Source organism: Streptomyces sp. NPDC006923, from assembly GCF_040635655.1.
Classification (GTDB): domain Bacteria; phylum Actinomycetota; class Actinomycetes; order Streptomycetales; family Streptomycetaceae; genus Streptomyces.
On sequence record NZ_JBEYIF010000012.1, the window covers coordinates 136,437 to 158,094 of the forward strand.

Sequence of the window (21,658 nt, forward strand, 5' to 3'; positions counted from 1 at the left end):
TGGAACAGCAGCTTCCGACCAGGTCAGACAGGCTTCCGTAGCTGTCTGACCTGTCGGTTTTTGGCCGCGCGACTATACCCGTTATCGTTGTGCGGTATGCCTCCGTCCGGATGACCGGACGGTCGGCTGAAAACTCTCACTAGGACCCGGAGAGAGCAATGCCTCCCAAGAAGAAGAAGGTCACGGGGCTTATCAAGCTCCAGATCAGTGCCGGTGCGGCCAACCCGGCTCCGCCGGTCGGCCCCGCACTCGGTCAGCACGGCGTCAACATCATGGAGTTCTGCAAGGCCTACAACGCCGCGACCGAGTCGCAGCGTGGCATGGTCGTGCCGGTGGAGATCACGGTCTACGAGGACCGTTCCTTCACCTTCATCACCAAGACTCCGCCGGCCGCCAAGCTGATCCTCAAGGCCGCTGGTGTGGACAAGGGCTCCGGCGAGCCGCACGTCAAGAAGGTCGCGAAGCTGACGCGCGACCAGGTGCGTGACATCGCCACGACCAAGATGCCCGACCTGAACGCCAACGACCTCGAAGCCGCCGAGAAGATCATCGCCGGCACCGCCCGTTCCATGGGCATCACGGTCGAGGGCTGATTCACCGGCTCTGGCAGTCCCAGTGGCAGGGCCATGCGCGGCCCGGACCACGAACTCCACACCTGATGAACCACCAGGAGAAGAAGTGAAGCGCAGCAAGGCTCTCCGTGGCGCGGACGCCAAGATCGACCGGGAGCGCAACTACGCCCCGCTCGAGGCGGTCCGTCTCGCCAAGGACACCACCAGCACCAAGTTCGACGGCACCGTCGAGGTGGCCATGCGTCTGGGTGTCGACCCGCGCAAGGCCGACCAGATGGTCCGTGGCACCGTGAACCTTCCGCACGGCACCGGCAAGACCGCCCGGGTCCTGGTCTTCGCGACCGGTGACCGTGCCGAGGCCGCGCGTGCCGCGGGCGCCGACATCGTCGGCGCCGACGAGCTCATCGACGAGGTCTCGAAGGGCCGTCTGGACTTCGACGCCGTCGTCGCCACCCCGGACCTCATGGGCAAGGTCGGCCGCCTCGGCCGTGTCCTCGGCCCGCGTGGTCTGATGCCGAACCCGAAGACCGGCACGGTCACCCCGGATGTCACCAAGGCTGTCACCGACATCAAGGGCGGCAAGATCGAGTTCCGCGTGGACAAGCACTCGAACCTGCACTTCATCATCGGCAAGGTCTCCTTCGACGAGACGAAGCTGGTCGAGAACTACGCCGCGGCGCTGGAGGAGATCCTCCGTCTGAAGCCGTCCGCCGCGAAGGGCCGCTACATCAAGAAGGCGACCCTGACGACGACGATGGGCCCCGGCATCCCGCTGGACTCCAACCGCACCCGTAACCTCCTCGTCGAGGAGGACCCGGCCGCCGTCTGACACTGACGGCGACCGCGGATCACGCGTACGCGGGGCCGGTCTCCCCACCTCTCCGGAGGTGGGGAGACCGGCCCTTTTCGTCTGGTGTGGACCTGTCAGTGGGGCACGGTATTCTTCCGGAACTGGAAAGATCTTGTGTTTACCCGTGGGGGGAATCATGAACAAGTTCCGTGACATCGCCGGCGCCGTGCTCGTCGGCGCGCTGCTGTGCGCCTCGGCGGCCTGTACGGCGGACAGCGGCAAGCCCGCCGCCGACAGCAAGGCGGCGGCGGAGAAGCCGGTCGCGGTGACGCCTGCCACCGCCGTCCGGCGGGCCGTGGACAGCGGTCAGAAGCTGACCTCGCTGAGCTACACGATGAGCGGCAAGGTCCCGGGCAGCGGCCCCGTCAAGGGCAACTCGTCGGTCAGCCTGAAGCCGCTGGGCATCCAGACGAAGATGACCGCCGAGCTGGACGGAAAGACGGAGGAGCTGGAGATCCGGGTCGTCGGCGACGGCATGTACATCGGCGGCGGCGCGGCGGCTGCCGCCGAGCTGGACGGCAAGTCCTGGCTGAAGTTCCCGATGGACGTGCTGGGCAAGGGCAGCCCGTTCGACCAGCTTCCCAGCCAGGTCGGCCAGAACCCGGCCGACGAATCCGCCTCCCTGACCGAGGCGAAGGACCTCAAGAAGGTCGGTGAGGAGACCGTCGACGGGGTCAGCACCACGCATTACACCGGCACGGTGACGCTCGCCGCCATGCGCGCGAGCGCGAAGGGCGAGGACGCGGCGGCCGAGAAGCGCCGGGAGAGGACCATCAAGTCCTACGCGGACATGGGCCTCGACAAGCTGACCATGGACATCTGGGTCGACAAGGACGACCGCACCAAGCAGTTCCGCACCCAGGGCGCCTCGAAGAAGGGTCCGCTCGACCTCACGGTCAAGTTCTTCGACTTCAACAAGCCCGTGACCATCACGGCCCCGCCGGCCTCGGAGACCGAGGACCTGGCCGAGTTGATGCAGGGCGCCGGGGCCGACGCGAGCTGACGCGTACACCCGATTTGCCTGCCGCGGATCCGTTCGCGTACTCTCCACAGGAAGCCAAAGACCGCTGGTCGTTGTCGTGTGCTCGTAAGAGCGTGCGATGGCCGAAGGATCCGCTAGCTGCGGACGACCTGCGCAGGTGACTGTGGACAGCTCCCGGATCCCATTCGGTCGAGCTACGCCCCGTGCGCCTGCGCCGGGGCGTTTCGTTTTGCCCAGCCCCTTCTGAGCGGTCCTCATCACCCGGAAGGAGGCCGACGCTCATGGCAAGGCCCGACAAGGCTGCCGCGGTGGCCGAGCTGACGGACAAGTTCCGCAGCTCGAACGCCGCCGTGCTGACCGAGTACCGGGGTCTCACCGTGGCGCAGCTCAAGGAGCTGCGCCGTTCTCTCGGTGAGAACGCCCAGTACGCCGTGGTGAAGAACACGCTGACCAAGATTGCGGCCAACGAGGCCGGGATCAACACGCTGGACGACCTGTTCGCGGGTCCGACAGCGGTTGCCTTCGTCACCGGTGACCCGGTGGAGTCGGCGAAGGGTCTTCGTGACTTCGCCAAGGACAACCCCAATCTCATCATCAAGGGCGGTGTCCTTGACGGTAAGGCGCTGAGCGCCGATGAGATCAAGAAGCTTGCGGACCTCGAGTCCCGCGAGGTTCTGCTTTCCAAGCTGGCCGGTGCCATGAAGGGCAAGCAGTCTCAGGCTGCCGCGCTCTTCCAGGCGCTTCCGTCGAAGTTCGTCCGCACCGCGGAAGCGCTTCGTGCCAAGAAGGAAGAGCAGGACGGTGCCGGTACGCCGGCTCCCGTCGAGGCCGAGTCCGAGTAATCACGCTCGCTCGGTCGCAGCGGGCCGGTCTACGCAGTAATGCCGTTAGGCACACGCCCGCGGAACTGTACATACGGCACCAGCCGAATTAGTGGAAGGACCGCCATCATGGCGAAGCTCAGCCAGGACGACCTGCTCGCGCAGTTCGAAGAGATGACCCTCATCGAGCTCTCCGAGTTCGTGAAGGCGTTCGAGGAGAAGTTCGACGTCACGGCCGCCGCCCCGGTCGCCGCCGCCGTCGCGGGCCCGGGTGCCCCGGCCGCCGAGGCCGAGGCCGAGCAGGACGAGTTCGACGTCATCCTCACGGGTGCCGGCGAGAAGAAGATCCAGGTCATCAAGGTCGTGCGTGAGCTGACCTCCCTGGGCCTCAAGGAGGCCAAGGACCTCGTGGACGGCGCCCCGAAGCCCGTTCTCGAGAAGGTCGCCAAGGAGCAGGCCGAGAAGGCCGCCGAGTCCCTCAAGGGCGCCGGCGCCTCCGTCGAGGTCAAGTGACCTCACGCGAGTCCGCCGCCGGGTGCCGCTAGGCGCCCTGCGGCAGTCTCGGCGCCGCGAGGCGCGGTGTTGACGCGAAGGGCGATCACCCAGTCGGGTGGTCGCCTCTTTGCGTTCGCGTGGGGGGTGCCTCGGCGCCGGGCCGCCGCCGGGTATCGTGATCATCGCCGTGCCCTCCGTACGCCCAGTGACCTTTCGCATGGGGTGGGGGGCCTTGACGAACCGCACGCAGCGCGCAATTCTCAGGACGCGTCGTCACAATCGATCCGGATCCGAGGCATGGATCGAAGGCGAAGAGGGCAGTATCGATGTGCGCCTACGGCGCGAGGTTTTGCAGCAGTTGAGACAAGGGTGTTGAGAACAACGAGGGTGTCGGAAAACCCGCTCTGGACATCAGTGTGCCAAGTGGCTACACTGACCCTTTGCGCTGCCTGTTAGCTGCTCCCTGCCCGTCACCAGGGGCACCCCCTCGCACGAGCATCGGTGGTTGAACGGCCCTGATCTGGGCTTTCGACTCCGTGCCCCGCTTGGGACCGGTACGCGCGTAGTGAGTCCGAGCCCTCGGAAGGACCCCCTCTTGGCCGCCTCGCGCAACGCCTCGACCGCGAATACGAACAACGGCGCCAGCACCGCCCCGCTGCGCATCTCCTTTGCAAAGATCAAGGAGCCCCTCGAGGTTCCGAACCTCCTTGCGCTGCAGACCGAGAGCTTTGACTGGCTGCTCGGCAACGCCGCTTGGAAGGCTCGTGTCGAGGCGGCTCTCGAGAACGGGCAGGACGTCCCCAGGAAGTCCGGTCTGGAGGAGATCTTCGAGGAGATCTCTCCGATCGAGGACTTCTCCGGGTCGATGTCGCTGACCTTCCGCGACCACCGCTTCGAGCCCTCCAAGAACTCCATCGACGAGTGCAAGGAGCGCGACTTCACGTTCGCCGCCCCGCTCTTCGTCACCGCCGAGTTCACCAACAACGAGACCGGCGAGATCAAGTCCCAGACGGTCTTCATGGGCGACTTCCCGCTCATGACCAACAAGGGCACCTTCGTCATCAACGGCACCGAGCGTGTCGTGGTGTCCCAGCTCGTCCGCTCGCCGGGTGTCTACTTCGACTCCTCGATCGACAAGACGTCCGACAAGGACATCTTCTCCGCCAAGATCATCCCGTCCCGGGGTGCCTGGCTGGAGATGGAGATCGACAAGCGCGACATGGTCGGTGTCCGCATCGACCGCAAGCGCAAGCAGTCCGTGACCGTCCTCCTCAAGGCTCTCGGCTGGACGACCGAGCAGATCCTGGAGGAGTTCGGCGAGTACGAGTCGATGCGCGCCACCCTGGAGAAGGACCACACCCAGGGCCAGGACGACGCACTGCTCGACATCTACCGCAAGCTGCGTCCGGGTGAGCCCCCGACGCGCGAGGCGGCCCAGACGCTGCTCGAGAACCTCTACTTCAACCCGAAGCGCTACGACCTCGCCAAGGTCGGCCGCTACAAGGTGAACAAGAAGCTCGGCGCGGACGAGCCGCTGGACGCCGGCGTGCTCACCACCGACGATGTCATCGCGACCATCAAGTACCTGGTCAAGCTGCACGCCGGGGAGACCGAGACGGTCGGCGAGAACGGCACCCAGATCGTCGTCGAGACCGACGACATCGACCACTTCGGCAACCGCCGTCTGCGCAACGTGGGCGAGCTCATCCAGAACCAGGTCCGTACGGGTCTGGCGAGGATGGAGCGCGTCGTGCGTGAGCGCATGACGACTCAGGACGTCGAGGCGATCACGCCGCAGACACTGATCAACATCCGGCCGGTCGTCGCCTCCATCAAGGAGTTCTTCGGCACCAGCCAGCTCTCCCAGTTCATGGACCAGAACAACCCGCTGTCGGGCCTGACCCACAAGCGCCGTCTGTCGGCGCTGGGCCCCGGTGGTCTGTCCCGTGAGCGGGCCGGCTTCGAAGTCCGTGACGTGCACCCGTCGCACTACGGCCGCATGTGTCCGATCGAGACCCCCGAAGGCCCGAACATCGGCCTGATCGGCTCGCTCGCCTCGTACGGCCGGGTCAACGCGTTCGGTTTCGTCGAGACTCCGTACCGCAAGGTCACCGACGGCCAGGTCACCGACGAGGTCGACTACCTGACCGCCGACGAGGAGGACAGGTTCGTCATCGCCCAGGCGAACGCGCTCCTCTCCGACGACCTGCGCTTCACCGAGCCCCGCGTCCTGGTCCGCCGCCGTGGCGGAGAGGTCGACTACGTGCCCGGCACGGACGTCGACTACATGGACGTCTCGCCGCGCCAGATGGTGTCGGTCGCGACCGCCATGATCCCGTTCCTGGAGCACGACGACGCCAACCGCGCCCTGATGGGCGCGAACATGATGCGTCAGGCCGTGCCGCTGATCACGTCCGAGGCGCCGCTCGTCGGCACCGGCATGGAGTACCGCTGCGCGGTCGACGCCGGTGACGTCATCAAGGCGGAGAAGGAGGGTGTGGTCCAGGAGGTCTCCGCGGACTACATCACCGTCGCCAATGACGACGGCACGTACACCACGTACCGCATCGCCAAGTTCTCCCGCTCGAACCAGGGCACCTCGGTCAACCAGAAGGTTGTCGTGGACGAGGGCGACCGGGTCGTCGAGAACCAGGTTCTCGCCGACGGTCCGGCCACCCAGCAGGGTGAGATGGCGCTCGGCAAGAACCTCCTCGTGGCGTTCATGCCGTGGGAGGGCCACAACTACGAAGACGCGATCATCCTCAGCCAGCGTCTGGTGCAGGACGACGTCCTCTCCTCGATCCACATCGAGGAGCACGAGGTCGACGCCCGTGACACCAAGCTCGGCCCCGAGGAGATCACCCGGGACATCCCGAACGTCTCCGAAGAGGTCCTCGCGGACCTCGACGAGCGCGGCATCATCCGTATCGGTGCCGAGGTCGTCGCCGGGGACATCCTCGTCGGCAAGGTCACGCCCAAGGGTGAGACCGAGCTGACGCCGGAGGAGCGCCTGCTCCGCGCGATCTTCGGGGAGAAGGCCCGTGAGGTCCGTGACACCTCGCTGAAGGTGCCGCACGGCGAGACCGGCAAGGTCATCGGTGTGCGCGTCTTCGACCGCGAGGAGGGCGACGAGCTGCCCCCGGGCGTGAACCAGCTCGTTCGTGTGTACGTCGCGCAGAAGCGCAAGATCACCGATGGTGACAAGCTCGCCGGCCGTCACGGCAACAAGGGCGTCATCTCGAAGATCCTGCCGATCGAGGACATGCCGTTCCTGGAGGACGGCACCCCGGTCGACATCATCCTCAACCCGCTGGGTGTGCCGTCCCGCATGAACCCGGGACAGGTCCTCGAAATCCACCTCGGCTGGCTCGCCAGCCAGGGCTGGAAGGTCGAGGGCAGCGAGGAGTGGATGGAGCGGCTGAAGGCCATCGGCGCCGACGAGGTCGCCGCCGGTACCAATGTCGCGACCCCGGTCTTCGACGGCGCCCGCGAGGACGAGATCTCCGGTCTCTTCGAGGCCACGATCCCGAACCGCGACGGCAACCGGATGGTCCAGCCGTCCGGCAAGGCACACCTGTTCGACGGCCGCTCCGGTGAGCCGTTCCCGGACCCGATCTCGATCGGGTACATGTACATCCTCAAGCTCCACCACCTGGTCGACGACAAGCTGCACGCCCGCTCGACCGGTCCGTACTCGATGATCACCCAGCAGCCGCTGGGTGGTAAGGCCCAGTTCGGCGGTCAGCGCTTCGGTGAGATGGAGGTGTGGGCGCTGGAGGCTTATGGCGCCGCGTACGCCCTCCAGGAGCTGCTGACGATCAAGTCCGACGACGTGACCGGCCGCGTGAAGGTCTACGAGGCCATCGTCAAGGGCGAAAACATCCCCGAGCCCGGCATTCCCGAGTCCTTCAAGGTGCTCATCAAGGAAATGCAGTCGCTCTGCCTCAACGTGGAGGTGCTGTCCTCGGACGGCATGTCCATCGAGATGCGCGACACGGACGAGGATGTCTTCCGCGCGGCGGAGGAGCTCGGTATCGACCTGTCCCGGCGAGAGCCGAGCAGCGTCGAAGAGGTCTGACGGGTTGGCCGGCCGGGTCCCGTATCCGGCCGGCTCTCCCCGGACCCGTTCAGACCATTGCTGAAGTGCCCCATTTTCTCGCTTGACGGCGAGGGGCTCGAACCCCCGAAAGAGGGATTGACGACAAGTGCTCGACGTCAACTTCTTCGACGAGCTGCGGATCGGCCTTGCCACCGCGGACGACATCCGGACCTGGTCCCACGGCGAAGTGAAGAAGCCGGAGACCATCAACTACCGCACGCTCAAGCCCGAAAAGGACGGACTCTTCTGCGAGAAGATCTTCGGTCCGACCCGGGACTGGGAGTGCTACTGCGGCAAGTACAAGCGTGTCCGCTTCAAGGGCATCATCTGTGAGCGCTGTGGCGTGGAGGTCACGCGCGCCAAGGTGCGCCGTGAGCGCATGGGACACATCGAGCTTGCCGCTCCCGTCACCCACATCTGGTACTTCAAGGGCGTCCCGTCACGCCTGGGATACCTGCTCGACCTCGCGCCGAAGGACCTTGAGAAGGTCATCTACTTCGCCGCGTACATGATCACGTTTGTGGACGAGGAGCGCCGTACGCGCGATCTGCCGTCGCTGGAGGCCCATGTCTCCGTCGAGCGCCAGCAGGTCGAGAACCGCCGCGACGCGGACCTCGAAGCCCGCGCCAAGAAGCTCGAGACCGACCTGGCCGAGCTGGAGGCCGAGGGCGCCAAGGCCGACGTGCGCCGCAAGGTGCGCGAAGGTGCCGAGCGTGAGATGAAGCAGCTCCGCGACCGCGCGCAGCGCGAGATCGACCGCCTCGACGAGGTGTGGAACCGCTTCAAGAACCTCAAGGTCCAGGACCTGGAGGGCGACGAGCTCCTCTACCGCGAGCTGCGTGACCGCTTCGGCACGTACTTCGACGGTTCGATGGGTGCCGCGGCGCTGCAGAAGCGCCTGGAGTCCTTCGACCTGGACGAGGAGGCCGAGCGCCTCCGCGAGATCATCCGTACCGGCAAGGGCCAGAAGAAGACCCGTGCGCTCAAGCGCCTCAAGGTCGTCTCCGCGTTCCTGCAGACGAGCAACAGCCCCAAGGGCATGGTGCTGGACTGCGTGCCGGTGATCCCGCCGGACCTGCGTCCGATGGTGCAGCTCGACGGTGGCCGTTTCGCGACGTCCGACCTGAACGACCTGTACCGCCGTGTGATCAACCGCAACAACCGCCTCAAGCGTCTCCTTGACCTCGGTGCCCCCGAGATCATCGTGAACAACGAGAAGCGGATGCTGCAGGAGGCCGTCGACGCGCTGTTCGACAACGGCCGCCGCGGTCGCCCGGTGACCGGTCCCGGTAACCGCCCGCTGAAGTCCCTGAGCGACATGCTCAAGGGCAAGCAGGGTCGTTTCCGTCAGAACCTGCTCGGCAAGCGAGTCGACTACTCGGCCCGTTCCGTGATCGTCGTCGGCCCGCAGCTCAAGCTGCACCAGTGCGGTCTGCCGAAGGCCATGGCGCTGGAGCTCTTCAAGCCGTTCGTGATGAAGCGCCTGGTCGACCTGAACCACGCGCAGAACATCAAGTCGGCGAAGCGCATGGTCGAGCGTGGCCGTACGGTCGTGTACGACGTGCTGGAAGAGGTCATCGCCGAGCACCCGGTGCTGCTGAACCGTGCGCCGACCCTGCACCGCCTCGGCATCCAGGCCTTCGAGCCGCAGCTCGTCGAGGGCAAGGCCATCCAGATCCACCCGCTCGTCTGCACCGCGTTCAACGCGGACTTCGACGGTGACCAGATGGCCGTCCACCTGCCGCTCTCCGCGGAGGCGCAGGCCGAGGCCCGCATCCTGATGCTGTCCTCGAACAACATCCTGAAGCCGGCTGACGGCCGTCCGGTCACCATGCCGACCCAGGACATGGTGCTCGGTCTCTTCTTCCTCACCACGGACGAGGAGGAGCGCAAGGTCATCGGCGCGGGCCGGTCCTTCGGCTCGACCGCCGAGGCCACCATGGCGTTCGACAACCGTGAGCTCTCGCTCCAGGCCAAGGTCGACATCCGCTTCCCGGTGGGCACCATCCCGCCGCGCGGCTGGACCCCGCCGGCCGGCGACGAGGACACCGACGGTCTCAGCGGCTCCGAGTGGCAGCAGGGCGACCCGTTCCGGCTGCGTACCACCCTGGGCCGCGCGCTCTTCAACGAGCTGCTGCCCGAGGACTACCCGTTCGTCGACTACTCGGTGGGCAAGAAGCAGCTCTCCGAGATCGTCAACGACCTGGCCGAGCGCTACCCCAAGGTCATCGTGGCGGCGACGCTCGACAACCTGAAGGCGGCGGGCTTCTTCTGGGCGACCCGTTCCGGTGTCACCGTGGCCATTTCCGACGTGGTCGTGCCCGAGGCGAAGAAGGCGATCGTCCAGGGTTACGAGGCGCAGGACGAGAAGGTCCAGAAGCAGTACGAGCGTGGTCTGATCACCAAGGACGAGCGCACCCAGGAGCTCATCGCGATCTGGACCAAGGCGACCAACGAGGTCGCCGAGGCGATGAACGCGAACTTCCCGAAGACCAACCCCATCTTCATGATGGTGAACTCGGGTGCTCGTGGAAACATGATGCAGATGCGTCAGATCGCCGGTATGCGTGGTCTGGTGTCCAACGCCAAGAACGAGACGATTCCGCGTCCCATCAAGGCGTCCTTCCGTGAAGGTCTGTCCGTGCTGGAGTACTTCATCTCCACGCACGGTGCCCGTAAGGGTCTGGCCGACACCGCCCTGCGTACCGCCGACTCGGGTTACCTGACCCGTCGTCTGGTGGACGTCTCGCAGGACGTGATCATCCGCGAGGAGGACTGCGGCACCGACCGCGGTCTGAAGCTGCGGATCGCCGAGCGCGGCGCCGACGGTGTGCTGCGCAAGGCGGAGGACGTCGAGACGTCCGTGTACGCGCGGATGCTCGCCGAGGACGTCGTCGTCGACGGCAAGGTCATCGCGCCGGCAAATGTCGACCTGGGCGATGTCCTGATCGACGCCGTCGTGAAGGCCGGGGTCGAGGAGGTCAAGACCCGCTCGGTCCTGACCTGCGAGTCCGCGGTCGGCACCTGTGCCTTCTGCTACGGCCGCTCGCTGGCCACCGGCAAGCTGGTCGACATCGGTGAGGCGGTCGGCATCATCGCCGCCCAGTCCATCGGTGAGCCCGGTACCCAGCTCACGATGCGTACCTTCCACACCGGTGGTGTGGCCGGTGACGACATCACCCAGGGTCTGCCCCGTGTCGTCGAGCTCTTCGAGGCCCGTACGCCCAAGGGTGTCGCCCCGATCTCGGAGGCGGCCGGCCGCATCCGCATCGAGGAGACCGAGAAGACCAAGAAGATCGTCGTCACTCCGGACGACGGCAGCGAAGAGACGCCGTTCCCGATCTCGAAGCGTGCCCGTCTGCTGGTGGGCGAGGGCGACCACGTCGAGGTGGGCCAGAAGCTCACCGTGGGTGCCACCAACCCGCACGACGTGCTGCGGATCCTCGGTCAGCGCGCGGTCCAGGTCCACCTGGTCGGCGAGGTCCAGAAGGTCTACAACTCGCAGGGTGTGTCGATCCACGACAAGCACATCGAGATCATCATCCGGCAGATGCTGCGCCGCGTGACGATCATCGAGTCCGGCGACGCGGAGCTGCTGCCCGGCGAGCTGGTGGAGCGCTCGAAGTTCGAGACCGAGAACCGCCGTGTGGTCACGGAAGGCGGCCACCCGGCCTCCGGCCGTCCGCAGCTCATGGGTATCACCAAGGCGTCGCTGGCCACCGAGTCGTGGCTGTCGGCGGCGTCCTTCCAGGAGACGACCAGGGTCCTCACCGACGCGGCGATCAACGCCAAGTCGGACTCCCTGATCGGCCTCAAGGAGAACGTCATCATCGGTAAGCTCATCCCGGCCGGTACGGGTCTGTCCCGTTACCGCAACATCCGGGTCGAGCCGACCGAGGAGGCCAAGGCCGCGATGTACTCGGCCGTCGGCTACGACGACATCGACTACTCGCCGTTCGGCACCGGCTCCGGCCAGGCCGTCCCGCTGGAGGACTACGACTACGGTCCGTACAACCAGTAAGGCGTGAGCGAACCGGAGGGCGGCCACCCCGCGAGGGGTGGCCGCCCTTTGGCGTGCCGGGCCCGCGGCCGGGGGGTGGGACCGGGGGACAGGAGTCATGAAACCGGTATCTTCCGTATTTTGCTTCCATAAGCCTCTGGTCGGGGCATAGCGCTTCTGGCACCCTTGGTTTCGACGGCCGCCGGGGCGGCTGTCGTGAGGTTCTGTGCGGGCGAGCGCGTACGGCGTGTCTGGTCCACGGCATTTGTTTTGACCGGAGTCGATGAGGTAGGTACGCTCAGACCTTGTGCCTGGGGTGTGCCTGGGCTCCTGTGCGTGTCTTCCGTCCGCATGAGGGGCTCGAGTATCGGCCACCGTGATCTGCGCCTTATCCGCTTCCGAGCGGGGTCGTGCAGCATTCGACACACCCGACCGCGTGGGTCGGTGACGTTCCAGGTTAGTTTTACGAACGGCACACAGAAACCGGAGAAGTAGTGCCTACGATCCAGCAGCTGGTCCGGAAGGGCCGGCAGGACAAGGTCGAGAAGAACAAGACGCCCGCGCTCGAGGGTTCCCCCCAGCGTCGCGGCGTCTGCACGCGTGTGTTCACGACCACCCCGAAGAAGCCGAACTCGGCCCTGCGGAAGGTCGCGCGTGTGCGTCTGACCTCCGGCATCGAGGTCACGGCCTACATCCCGGGTGAGGGACACAACCTGCAGGAGCACTCCATCGTGCTCGTGCGTGGTGGCCGTGTGAAGGACCTGCCGGGTGTTCGTTACAAGATCATCCGCGGCTCCCTTGACACCCAGGGTGTCAAGAACCGCAAGCAGGCCCGCAGCCGCTACGGCGCCAAGAAGGAGAAGTAAGAATGCCTCGTAAGGGCCCTGCCCCGAAGCGCCCGGTCATCATCGACCCGGTCTACGGTTCTCCTCTTGTCACGTCGCTGATCAACAAGATCCTGCTCAACGGCAAGCGTTCCACCGCCGAGCGGATCGTGTACGGCGCCATGGAAGGCCTCCGCGAGAAGACCGGCAACGACCCGGTCATCACGCTGAAGCGCGCGCTTGAGAACGTCAAGCCCACGCTCGAGGTCAAGTCCCGCCGTGTCGGTGGTGCCACCTACCAGGTGCCGATCGAGGTCAAGCCCGGTCGCGCCGCCACCCTCGCGCTGCGCTGGGTCGTGGGTTACTCCCGCGCCCGTCGCGAGAAGACCATGACCGAACGCCTCATGAACGAGCTGCTCGACGCTTCCAACGGTCTCGGCGCCTCGGTCAAGAAGCGTGAGGACACGCACAAGATGGCCGAGTCCAACAAGGCCTTCGCGCACTACCGCTGGTAGTCGCTACCCCCATCGAGACCGAGAGAAGACTGAGCCAAATGGCCACCACTTCGCTTGACCTGGCCAGGGTCCGCAACATCGGGATCATGGCCCACATCGACGCGGGCAAGACGACGACCACCGAGCGCATCCTGTTTTACACCGGTGTGAGCTACAAGATCGGTGAGGTCCACGACGGCGCTGCCACGATGGACTGGATGGAGCAGGAGCAGGAGCGCGGCATCACGATCACGTCCGCCGCGACGACCTGTCACTGGCCGCTCGAGGACGTCGACCACACCATCAACATCATCGACACCCCGGGTCACGTGGACTTCACGGTCGAGGTGGAGCGTTCGCTCCGCGTACTCGACGGTGCCGTCACCGTGTTCGACGGTGTCGCCGGTGTGGAGCCGCAGTCCGAGACGGTGTGGCGTCAGGCCGACCGTTACGGCGTGCCCCGCATCTGTTTCGTCAACAAGCTCGACCGGACCGGCGCGGAGTTCCACCGCTGCGTCGACATGATCTCGGACCGCCTCGGCGCGACCCCGATCGTCATGCAGCTTCCGATCGGTGCCGAGATGGACTTCAAGGGCGTCGTCGACCTCGTGACGATGAAGGCCTTTGTCTGGTCCGCCGAGGCCGCCAAGGGCGAGATGTACGACGTCGTCGACATCCCCGCGACGCACACCGAGGCGGCCGAGGAGTGGCGCGGCAAGCTCCTGGAGACCGTGGCCGAGAACGACGACCAGCTCATGGAGCTGTACCTGGAGGGCCAGGAGCCTTCCGTGGAGCAGCTCTACGCGGCGATCCGTCGTATCACCATCGCCTCCGGCAAGTCCGAGGGCGTCACCGTCACCCCGGTGTTCTGTGGCACCGCGTTCAAGAACAAGGGCGTCCAGCCCCTGCTCGACGCGGTCGTGCGCTACCTGCCTTCTCCCCTGGACGTCGAGGCCATCGAGGGCCACGACGTGAAGGACCCGGAGCTGGTCGTCAAGCGCAAGCCCTCCGACGACGAGCCGCTGTCGGCGCTGGCGTTCAAGATCATGAGCGACCCGCACCTCGGCAAGCTCACCTTCGTCCGGGTGTACTCCGGCCGTCTGGAGTCCGGCACCGCGGTGCTGAACTCCGTGAAGGGCCGCAAGGAGCGCATCGGCAAGATCTACCGCATGCACGCGAACAAGCGTGAGGAGATCGAGGCCGTGGGCGCCGGCGACATCGTCGCCGTGATGGGCCTGAAGCAGACCACCACCGGTGAGACGCTGAGCGACGAGAAGAACCCGGTGATCCTGGAGTCCATGGACTTCCCGGCGCCGGTCATCGAGGTCGCGATCGAGCCCAAGTCCAAGGGCGACCAGGAGAAGCTGGGTGTCGCCATCCAGCGTCTCGCGGAGGAGGACCCCTCCTTCCAGGTGCACACCAACGAGGAGACCGGCCAGACCGTCATCGGCGGTATGGGCGAGCTTCACCTTGAGGTGCTGGTCGACCGCATGAGGCGCGAGTTCCGCGTCGAGGCGAACGTCGGCAAGCCGCAGGTCGCTTACCGTGAGACGATCCGTAAGGCCGTCGAGCGGGTGGACTACACCCACAAGAAGCAGACCGGTGGTACGGGCCAGTTCGCCAAGGTCCAGATCGCGATCGAGCCCATCGAGGGTGGCGACACCTCGTACGAGTTCGTGAACAAGGTCACCGGTGGCCGTATCCCGAAGGAGTACATCCCTTCGGTGGACGCCGGTGCGCAGGAGGCCATGCAGTTCGGCATCCTGGCCGGTTACGAGATGACCGGTGTCCGCCTGACGCTGCTCGACGGTGCGTACCACGAGGTCGACTCCTCCGAACTCGCGTTCAAGATCGCCGGATCGCAGGCCTTCAAGGAGGCCGCGCGCAAGGCGTCCCCCGTGCTCCTTGAGCCCATGATGGCCGTCGAGGTCACCACGCCCGAGGACTACATGGGCGATGTCATCGGCGACATCAACTCCCGCCGTGGCCAGATCCAGGCCATGGAGGAGCGGGCCGGCGCCCGGGTCGTCAAGGGCCTGGTGCCGCTTTCGGAGATGTTCGGCTACGTCGGAGACCTCCGAAGCAAGACCTCGGGTCGCGCAAGCTACTCGATGCAGTTCGACTCCTACGCCGAGGTTCCCCGGAACGTCGCCGAGGAGATCATCGCGAAGGCCAAGGGCGAGTAACTCTTCGGAGCACACGCTTTAGGCTTGTCACCGGCAAGCCCTGGGGCATTCCGGCCGAATCACGGCCGGGACGCCCCGGGCCCCGGCATCCCAGCAAAGATCACCTGGCGCCGATGAGTAAGGCGTACAGAACCACTCCACAGGAGGACCCCAGTGGCGAAGGCGAAGTTCGAGCGGACTAAGCCGCACGTCAACATCGGCACCATCGGTCACATCGACCACGGTAAGACGACCCTCACGGCCGCCATTACCAAGGTGCTGCATGACGCGTTTCCGGACCTGAACGAGGCCTCGGCCTTCGACCAGATCGACAAGGCTCCTGAGGAGCGCCAGCGCGGTATCACCATCTCCATCGCGCACGTCGAGTACCAGACGGAGTCGCGTCACTACGCGCACGTCGACTGCCCCGGTCACGCGGACTACATCAAGAACATGATCACGGGTGCGGCGCAGATGGACGGCGCCATCCTCGTGGTCGCCGCCACCGACGGCCCGATGCCGCAGACCAAGGAGCACGTGCTCCTGGCCCGCCAGGTCGGCGTGCCGTACATCGTTGTCGCGCTGAACAAGGCCGACATGGTGGACGACGAGGAGATCATGGAGCTCGTCGAGCTCGAGGTACGTGAGCTCCTCTCCGAGTACGAGTTCCCGGGCGACGACCTTCCGGTCGTGCGCGTCTCGGCGCTCAAGGCGCTCGAGGGCGACAAGGAGTGGGGCCAGTCGGTCCTGAACCTGATGGCCGCCGTCGACGAGGCGATCCCGCAGCCCGAGCGCGACGTCGACAAGCCGTTCCTGATGCCGATCGAGGACGTCTTCACGATCACCGGTCGTGGCACCGTCGTCACCGGTCGTATCGAGCGTGGTGTGCTCAAGGTCAACGAGACCGTCGACATCGTCGGTATCAAGCAGGACAAGACCACCACCACGGTCACCGGCATCGAGATGTTCCGCAAGCTGCTCGACGAGGGCCAGGCCGGTGAGAACGTCGGTCTGCTCCTCCGTGGCATCAAGCGCGAGGACGTCGAGCGCGGTCAGGTCATCATCAAGCCGGGTTCGGTCACGCCGCACACCAGCTTCGAGGCCCAGGCCTACATCCTGTCGAAGGACGAGGGTGGCCGTCACACCCCCTTCTTCAACAACTACCGCCCGCAGTTCTACTTCCGTACCACGGACGTGACCGGCGTCGTGACCCTCCCCGAGGGCACCGAGATGGTCATGCCGGGCGACAACACCGTCATGACGGTCGAGCTGATCCAGCCCGTCGCCATGGAAGAGGGCCTGAAGTTCGCCATCCGTGAGGGTGGCCGGACCGTGGGCGCCGGCCAGGTCACCAAGATCAACAAGTAGTTCTGTCGATCTGACCTGGCAGCTCCTTCACGAGCAGCAGGCAGGGGCCCCGCACCGCAGTCCGTGAGGACGGTGGCGCGGGGCCCCTGTGCTGTGTCCGGGAGCGGGGAGCCGGGAGCTCCGGGGCGCCGTGTCCGGCGGCCGGCGCGGGGGCACCCGGACGGCGGGGCCGGTTCATCCTGCCGAGCGGGCCCGCGTTTGATGGCCCGAGTTGACGGGGTACTCTTTCGGGCCGCGATTGGCCAGGGCTACGGCGCCTATGGCACACTGTTCAGGTTGCTCGGTTGAGTGCCGATGCTGCGCGCCTCCCGCCGGGAGGACCGGAAGCGAGTCCCACAGTACTCGTCGTCCCAACTGCCTTACGGGCAGCGCTGGGACGGACGTACGGGAATCTTCCGGGAAGTGTCAGCGGGGCTCCGGCCAGGCGCCCGGTGGGTGTTCTGCCCCCGGCTCGCGGACTTGGGCCGCACCCCTTGGCAGGGAAGATCCTTCGGGAGATTTCGTGGAGGGGATGCGACACGCCCGACCGCGTGGGTCGGAGCAGGACCGTGCTTTCGATTGTGTACGGCCCAGCGGGTTCCAGAGCGTTACGAGAGACAGGACTACGAAGCAGCCATGGCGGGACAGAAGATCCGCATCCGGCTCAAGGCCTACGACCACGAGGTCATCGATTCCTCGGCGAAGAAGATCGTCGAGACGGTGACGCGTACTGGTGCGTCGGTCGCGGGCCCGGTGCCGCTGCCCACTGAGAAGAACGTGTACTGCGTCATCAAGTCGCCGCACAAGTACAAGGACTCGCGCGAGCACTTCGAGATGCGCACGCACAAGCGCCTGATCGACATTCTCGACCCGACGCCCAAGACCGTTGACTCGTTGATGCGCCTGGACCTTCCGGCCGGCGTCGACATCGAGATCAAGCTCTGAGAGGCGCGGAAGAGATGGCAAAGCAGATCAAGGGTGTCCTGGGCGAGAAGCTCGGCATGACCCAGGTCTGGGACGAGAACAACCGTGTCGTCCCGGTGACCGTCGTCAAGGCCGGGCCCTGCGTTGTTACCCAGGTCCGTACGAATGACTCCGACGGCTACGAGTCGGTCCAGATCGCCTTCGGCGAGATCGACCCGCGCAAGGTGAACAAGCCCCTCAAGGGCCACTTCGCCAAGGCCGACGTGACCCCCCGCCGCCACCTGGTGGAGCTGCGCACCTCCGACGCGAGCGAGTACACGCTCGGCCAGGAGGTCACCGCCGATGTGTTCGAGTCCGGCGTCAAGGTCGACGTCACGGGCAAGAGCAAGGGCAAGGGCTTCGCCGGTGTCATGAAGCGTCACAACTTCAAGGGCCTCGGCGCCGGTCACGGTACCCAGCGCAAGCACCGCTCTCCCGGCTCCATCGGTGGCTGCGCCACCCCGGGCCGTGTGTTCAAGGGCATGCGGATGGCCGGCCGTATGGGCAACGAGCGCGTGACCACCCAGAACCTGACCGTTCATGCCGTTGACGCGGAAAAGGGCCTGATCCTGATCAAGGGTGCGGTTCCTGGTCCGAACGGCGGCCTCGTCCTGGTCCGTACCGCGGCCAAGGGGGCCTGAGGTAACGATGAGCACTGTTGACATCCTTTCGCCGGCAGGCGACAAGGCCGGGACCGTCGAACTCCCCGCGGAGATCTTCGACGCCAAGGTCAGCATTCCGCTGATCCACCAGGTCGTTGTCGCCCAGCTGGCCGCTGCCCGCCAGGGCACGCACAAGACCAAGACCCGCGGCGAAGTCCGTGGTGGTGGCAAGAAGCCGTACCGCCAGAAGGGCACCGGCCGCGCCCGTCAGGGTTCGACCCGTGCGCCGCAGTTCGCCGGCGGTGGCGTCGTTCACGGCCCCCAGCCGCGTGACTACTCGCAGCGGACGCCGAAGAAGATGAAGGCCGCCGCCCTGCGCGGTGCCCTCACCGACCGGGCCCGCCACTCCCGTATCCACGTCGTCTCCGGCGTGGTCGAGGACGCGGTGTCCACCAAGGCCGCCAAGGCACTGCTGGGCAAGATCAGCGAGCGCAAGAACGTGCTCCTGGTCGCCGAGCGGGCCGACGAGGCCGCGTGGCTGTCCGCCCGCAACCTGCCCCAGGTGCACATCCTGGCGCCGGGCCAGCTCAACACGTACGACGTGCTCGTCTCCGACGACGTGGTCTTCACCAAGGCCGCCTTCGAGTCCTTCGTGTCTGGTCCTTCCAAGGCCGCTGAAGACAACGAGGGGAGTGAAGCCTGATGGCCGAGATCACCAGCAAGACCTTCCACGACCACCGCGACATCCTCGTGAAGCCCGTGGTGTCCGAGAAGAGCTACGCGCTGCTCGACGAGAACAAGTACACGTTCATCGTGGCGCCCACCGCCAACAAGACCCAGATCAAGCAGGCCGTGGAAGCGGTCTTCTCGGTCAAGGTCGCAGGGGTCAACACGATCAACCGCCAGGGCAAGCGCAAGCGCACCCGCACCGGTTTCGGCAAGCGCGCCAACACCAAGCGCGCCATCGTGACCCTTGCTGAGGGCGACCGTATCGACATCTTCGGCGGCCCGGCCTCCTGACGGAGGCTGGATCGTTCAGAAGTCCGGAATCTTCCGAGGACTGAGAAATGGGTATCCGCAAGTACAAGCCGACGACCCCGGGCCGTCGTGGCTCCAGCGTCGCCGACTTTGTCGAGATCACGCGGTCCACGCCGGAGAAGTCGCTGGTCCGCCCGCTGCACAGCAAGGGCGGCCGTAACAACGCCGGTCGTGTGACCGTTCGCCACCAGGGTGGTGGCCACAAGCGCGCCTACCGCGTGATCGACTTCCGTCGTCACGACAAGGACGGCGTGCCTGCGAAGGTCGCGCACATCGAGTACGACCCGAACCGCACCGCGCGCATCGCGCTGCTGCACTACGCAGACGGCGAGAAGCGCTACATCATCGCCCCGGCGAAGCTCAGCCAGGGTGACCGGGTTGAGAACGGCCCCGGGGCCGACATCAAGCCGGGCAACAACCTGCCGCTGCGCAACATCCCGGTGGGTACGACGATCCACGCCATCGAGATGCGTCCCGGCGGCGGCGCGAAGATCTCCCGCTCCGCGGGCGCTTCGGTGCAGCTGCTGGCGAAGGAGGGCTCCATGGCCACCCTTCGTATGCCGTCCGGCGAGGTCCGGATGGTCGACGTACGCTGCCGCGCCACGATCGGCGAGGTCGGCAACGCCGAGCAGTCGAACATCAACTGGGGCAAGGCCGGCCGTATGCGCTGGAAGGGCGTTCGCCCGACCGTCCGCGGTGTCGCGATGAACCCGGTCGACCACCCGCACGGTGGTGGTGAGGGCAAGACCTCCGGTGGACGTCACCCGGTCAGCCCGTGGGGTCAGAAGGAAGGTCGTACTCGCTCGCCGAAGAAGGCAAGCAGCAAGTACATCGTCCGCCGCCGCAAGACGAACAAGAAGCGCTAGGAGCGGGTTTAGATGCCGCGCAGTCTCAAGAAGGGGCCCTTCGTCGACGACCACCTGATCAAGAAGGTGGATGTCCAGAACGAAGCAGGCACCAAGAACGTCATCAAGACCTGGTCCCGTCGCTCGATGATCGTCCCGGCCATGCTGGGCCACACGATCGCGGTGCACAACGGCAAGATCCACGTCCCGGTGTTCGTCACCGAGTCGATGGTCGGCCACAAGCTCGGCGAGTTCTCGCCGACTCGCACCTTCCGCGGCCACGTCAAGGACGACCGGAAGTCGAAGCGCCGCTAACGCGGGGTGGAACCGACTATGACTAACACCGAAGGGACAACCATGGAAGCCAGGGCCCAGGCGCGGTACATCCGCGTCACGCCCATGAAGGCCCGCCGCGTGGTGGACCTCATCCGTGGCATGGACGCCACGGAGGCTCAGGCGGTCCTGCGTTTCGCCCCGCAGGCCGCGAGCGTGCCGGTCGGCAAGGTGCTTGACAGCGCCATTGCCAACGCCGCGCACAACTACGACCACACCGACGCCAACTCGCTGGTCATCAGCGAGGCGTACGTGGACGAAGGTCCGACCCTGAAGCGGTTCCGTCCGCGTGCCCAGGGCCGTGCCTACCGGATCCGTAAGCGGACCAGCCACATCACCGTGGTCGTCAGCAGCAAGGAAGGAACCCGGTAATGGGCCAGAAGGTTAACCCGCATGGGTTCCGGCTCGGTATCACCACGGACTTCAAGTCCCGCTGGTACGCCGACAAGCTGTACAAGGACTACGTCAAGGAAGACGTCGCCATTCGTCGCATGATGACGAAGGGCATGGAGCGGGCCGGCATCTCGAAGGTCGAGATCGAGCGCACCCGCGACCGCGTCCGCGTTGACATCCACACCGCGCGTCCGGGCATCGTCATCGGCCGCCGCGGCGCCGAGGCCGACCGTATCCGCGGCGAGCTGGAGAAGCTGACCGGCAAGCAGGTGCAGCTCAACATCCTCGAGGTCAAGAACCCCGAGGTGGACGCTCAGCTGGTGGCCCAGGCCGTCGCCGAGCAGCTCTCCTCGCGTGTCTCCTTCCGTCGCGCCATGCGTAAGAGCATGCAGTCGACGATGAAGGCCGGCGCCAAGGGCATCAAGATCCAGTGCGGTGGCCGCCTCGGCGGCGCCGAGATGTCCCGCTCGGAGTTCTACCGCGAGGGCCGTGTGCCCCTGCACACGCTCCGCGCGAACGTGGACTACGGCTTCTTCGAGGCCAAGACGACCTTCGGCCGTATCGGTGTGAAGGTCTGGATCTACAAGGGCGACGTCAAGAACATCGCCGAGGTGCGTGCCGAGAACGCCGCGGCCCGCGCCGGCAACCGTCCGGCCCGTGGTGGCGGCAACGACCGTCCCGCCGGCCGTGGTGGCCGTGGTGGCGAGCGTGGCGGCCGTGGCCGCAAGCCGCAGCAGAGCCCGGCAGCCGAGGCCCCCAAGGCCGACGCCGCCGTTGCCGCACCGGCCGCTGAGGCGACGTCCTCTTCTACCGGCGGAACGGAGGCCTGACCGAA

General features: G+C 66.1%; 19 protein-coding genes. All 19 read left to right on the forward strand.

The features are described 5' to 3' along the window. The first annotated feature begins 158 nt into the window (after positions 1–158). Entirely contained in the window at positions 159–593 is a 435-nt protein-coding gene (gene rplK, locus ABZ707_RS23935) for a 50S ribosomal protein L11 (RefSeq protein WP_360178529.1), read from the forward strand. Between the two features lie 85 nt (positions 594–678). Then, positions 679–1,401, forward strand: a complete 723-nt coding sequence (gene rplA, locus ABZ707_RS23940; protein ID WP_360178532.1) for a 50S ribosomal protein L1 — start codon at positions 679–681, stop codon at positions 1,399–1,401. Positions 1,402–1,558: 157 nt separating this feature from the next. Next, entirely contained in the window at positions 1,559–2,425 is an 867-nt protein-coding gene (locus ABZ707_RS23945) for a DUF1396 domain-containing protein (protein WP_360178535.1), read from the forward strand. Between the two features lie 260 nt (positions 2,426–2,685). Next, complete coding sequence (rplJ, locus tag ABZ707_RS23950; protein ID WP_360178538.1) at positions 2,686–3,246, forward strand: 50S ribosomal protein L10; 561 nt, start codon at positions 2,686–2,688, stop codon at positions 3,244–3,246. A 108-nt stretch (positions 3,247–3,354) separates the two neighbouring features. Beyond that, positions 3,355–3,738 (forward strand): 50S ribosomal protein L7/L12, encoded by a 384-nt coding sequence (gene rplL, locus ABZ707_RS23955; RefSeq protein WP_319680008.1) that lies wholly within the window; start codon positions 3,355–3,357, stop codon positions 3,736–3,738. Positions 3,739–4,315: 577 nt separating this feature from the next. Then, positions 4,316–7,798 (forward strand): DNA-directed RNA polymerase subunit beta, encoded by a 3,483-nt coding sequence (rpoB, locus tag ABZ707_RS23960; protein ID WP_360178542.1) that lies wholly within the window; start codon positions 4,316–4,318, stop codon positions 7,796–7,798. 127 nt (positions 7,799–7,925) lie between these two features. Then, entirely contained in the window at positions 7,926–11,840 is a 3,915-nt protein-coding gene (locus ABZ707_RS23965) for a DNA-directed RNA polymerase subunit beta' (RefSeq protein WP_360178545.1), read from the forward strand. Between the two features lie 473 nt (positions 11,841–12,313). Further along, positions 12,314–12,685 (forward strand): 30S ribosomal protein S12, encoded by a 372-nt coding sequence (gene rpsL / locus ABZ707_RS23970; protein WP_003948652.1) that lies wholly within the window; start codon positions 12,314–12,316, stop codon positions 12,683–12,685. Between the two features lie 2 nt (positions 12,686–12,687). Continuing rightward, positions 12,688–13,158, forward strand: a complete 471-nt coding sequence (gene rpsG, locus ABZ707_RS23975) for a 30S ribosomal protein S7 (RefSeq protein ID WP_030742163.1) — start codon at positions 12,688–12,690, stop codon at positions 13,156–13,158. A 38-nt stretch (positions 13,159–13,196) separates the two neighbouring features. Beyond that, complete coding sequence (gene fusA, locus ABZ707_RS23980) at positions 13,197–15,323, forward strand: elongation factor G (protein WP_360178550.1); 2,127 nt, start codon at positions 13,197–13,199, stop codon at positions 15,321–15,323. Positions 15,324–15,476: 153 nt separating this feature from the next. After that, the gene (tuf, locus tag ABZ707_RS23985) at positions 15,477–16,670 is read left to right on the forward strand and encodes an elongation factor Tu (protein ID WP_319680012.1); all 1,194 of its coding nucleotides are present in this window, start codon (positions 15,477–15,479) and stop codon (positions 16,668–16,670) included. Positions 16,671–17,285: 615 nt separating this feature from the next. Continuing rightward, on the forward strand, positions 17,286–17,594 hold the full coding sequence (gene rpsJ, locus ABZ707_RS23990; protein WP_003948644.1) for a 30S ribosomal protein S10: 309 nt from the start codon (positions 17,286–17,288) through the stop codon (positions 17,592–17,594). A 14-nt stretch (positions 17,595–17,608) separates the two neighbouring features. After that, on the forward strand, positions 17,609–18,253 hold the full coding sequence (rplC, locus tag ABZ707_RS23995) for a 50S ribosomal protein L3 (RefSeq protein ID WP_319680013.1): 645 nt from the start codon (positions 17,609–17,611) through the stop codon (positions 18,251–18,253). Positions 18,254–18,260: 7 nt separating this feature from the next. Further along, positions 18,261–18,917 carry a 50S ribosomal protein L4 gene (gene rplD / locus ABZ707_RS24000; RefSeq protein WP_360178554.1) on the forward strand — a complete coding sequence of 219 codons (657 nt, stop codon included), beginning with the start codon at positions 18,261–18,263 and terminating at the stop codon, positions 18,915–18,917. Further along, positions 18,917–19,234, forward strand: coding sequence for a 50S ribosomal protein L23 (rplW, locus tag ABZ707_RS24005; protein WP_161308664.1), 318 nt, complete (start codon positions 18,917–18,919; stop codon positions 19,232–19,234). Before rplD ends, rplW begins: the two co-directional genes overlap by 1 nt. Positions 19,235–19,281: 47 nt before the next feature. Beyond that, positions 19,282–20,118 (forward strand): 50S ribosomal protein L2, encoded by an 837-nt coding sequence (rplB, locus tag ABZ707_RS24010; RefSeq protein ID WP_114659660.1) that lies wholly within the window; start codon positions 19,282–19,284, stop codon positions 20,116–20,118. A gap of 12 nt (positions 20,119–20,130) precedes the next feature. Then, a complete protein-coding gene (gene rpsS, locus ABZ707_RS24015; RefSeq protein ID WP_030351437.1) occupies positions 20,131–20,412 on the forward strand; it encodes a 30S ribosomal protein S19 in 282 nt (93 codons plus the stop codon). 42 nt (positions 20,413–20,454) lie between these two features. Beyond that, positions 20,455–20,802 carry a 50S ribosomal protein L22 gene (gene rplV, locus ABZ707_RS24020; protein ID WP_026249422.1) on the forward strand — a complete coding sequence of 116 codons (348 nt, stop codon included), beginning with the start codon at positions 20,455–20,457 and terminating at the stop codon, positions 20,800–20,802. Further along, positions 20,802–21,653 (forward strand): 30S ribosomal protein S3, encoded by an 852-nt coding sequence (gene rpsC / locus ABZ707_RS24025; RefSeq protein ID WP_360178559.1) that lies wholly within the window; start codon positions 20,802–20,804, stop codon positions 21,651–21,653. Before rplV ends, rpsC begins: the two co-directional genes overlap by 1 nt. The last annotated feature ends 5 nt before the right edge of the window (positions 21,654–21,658 follow it).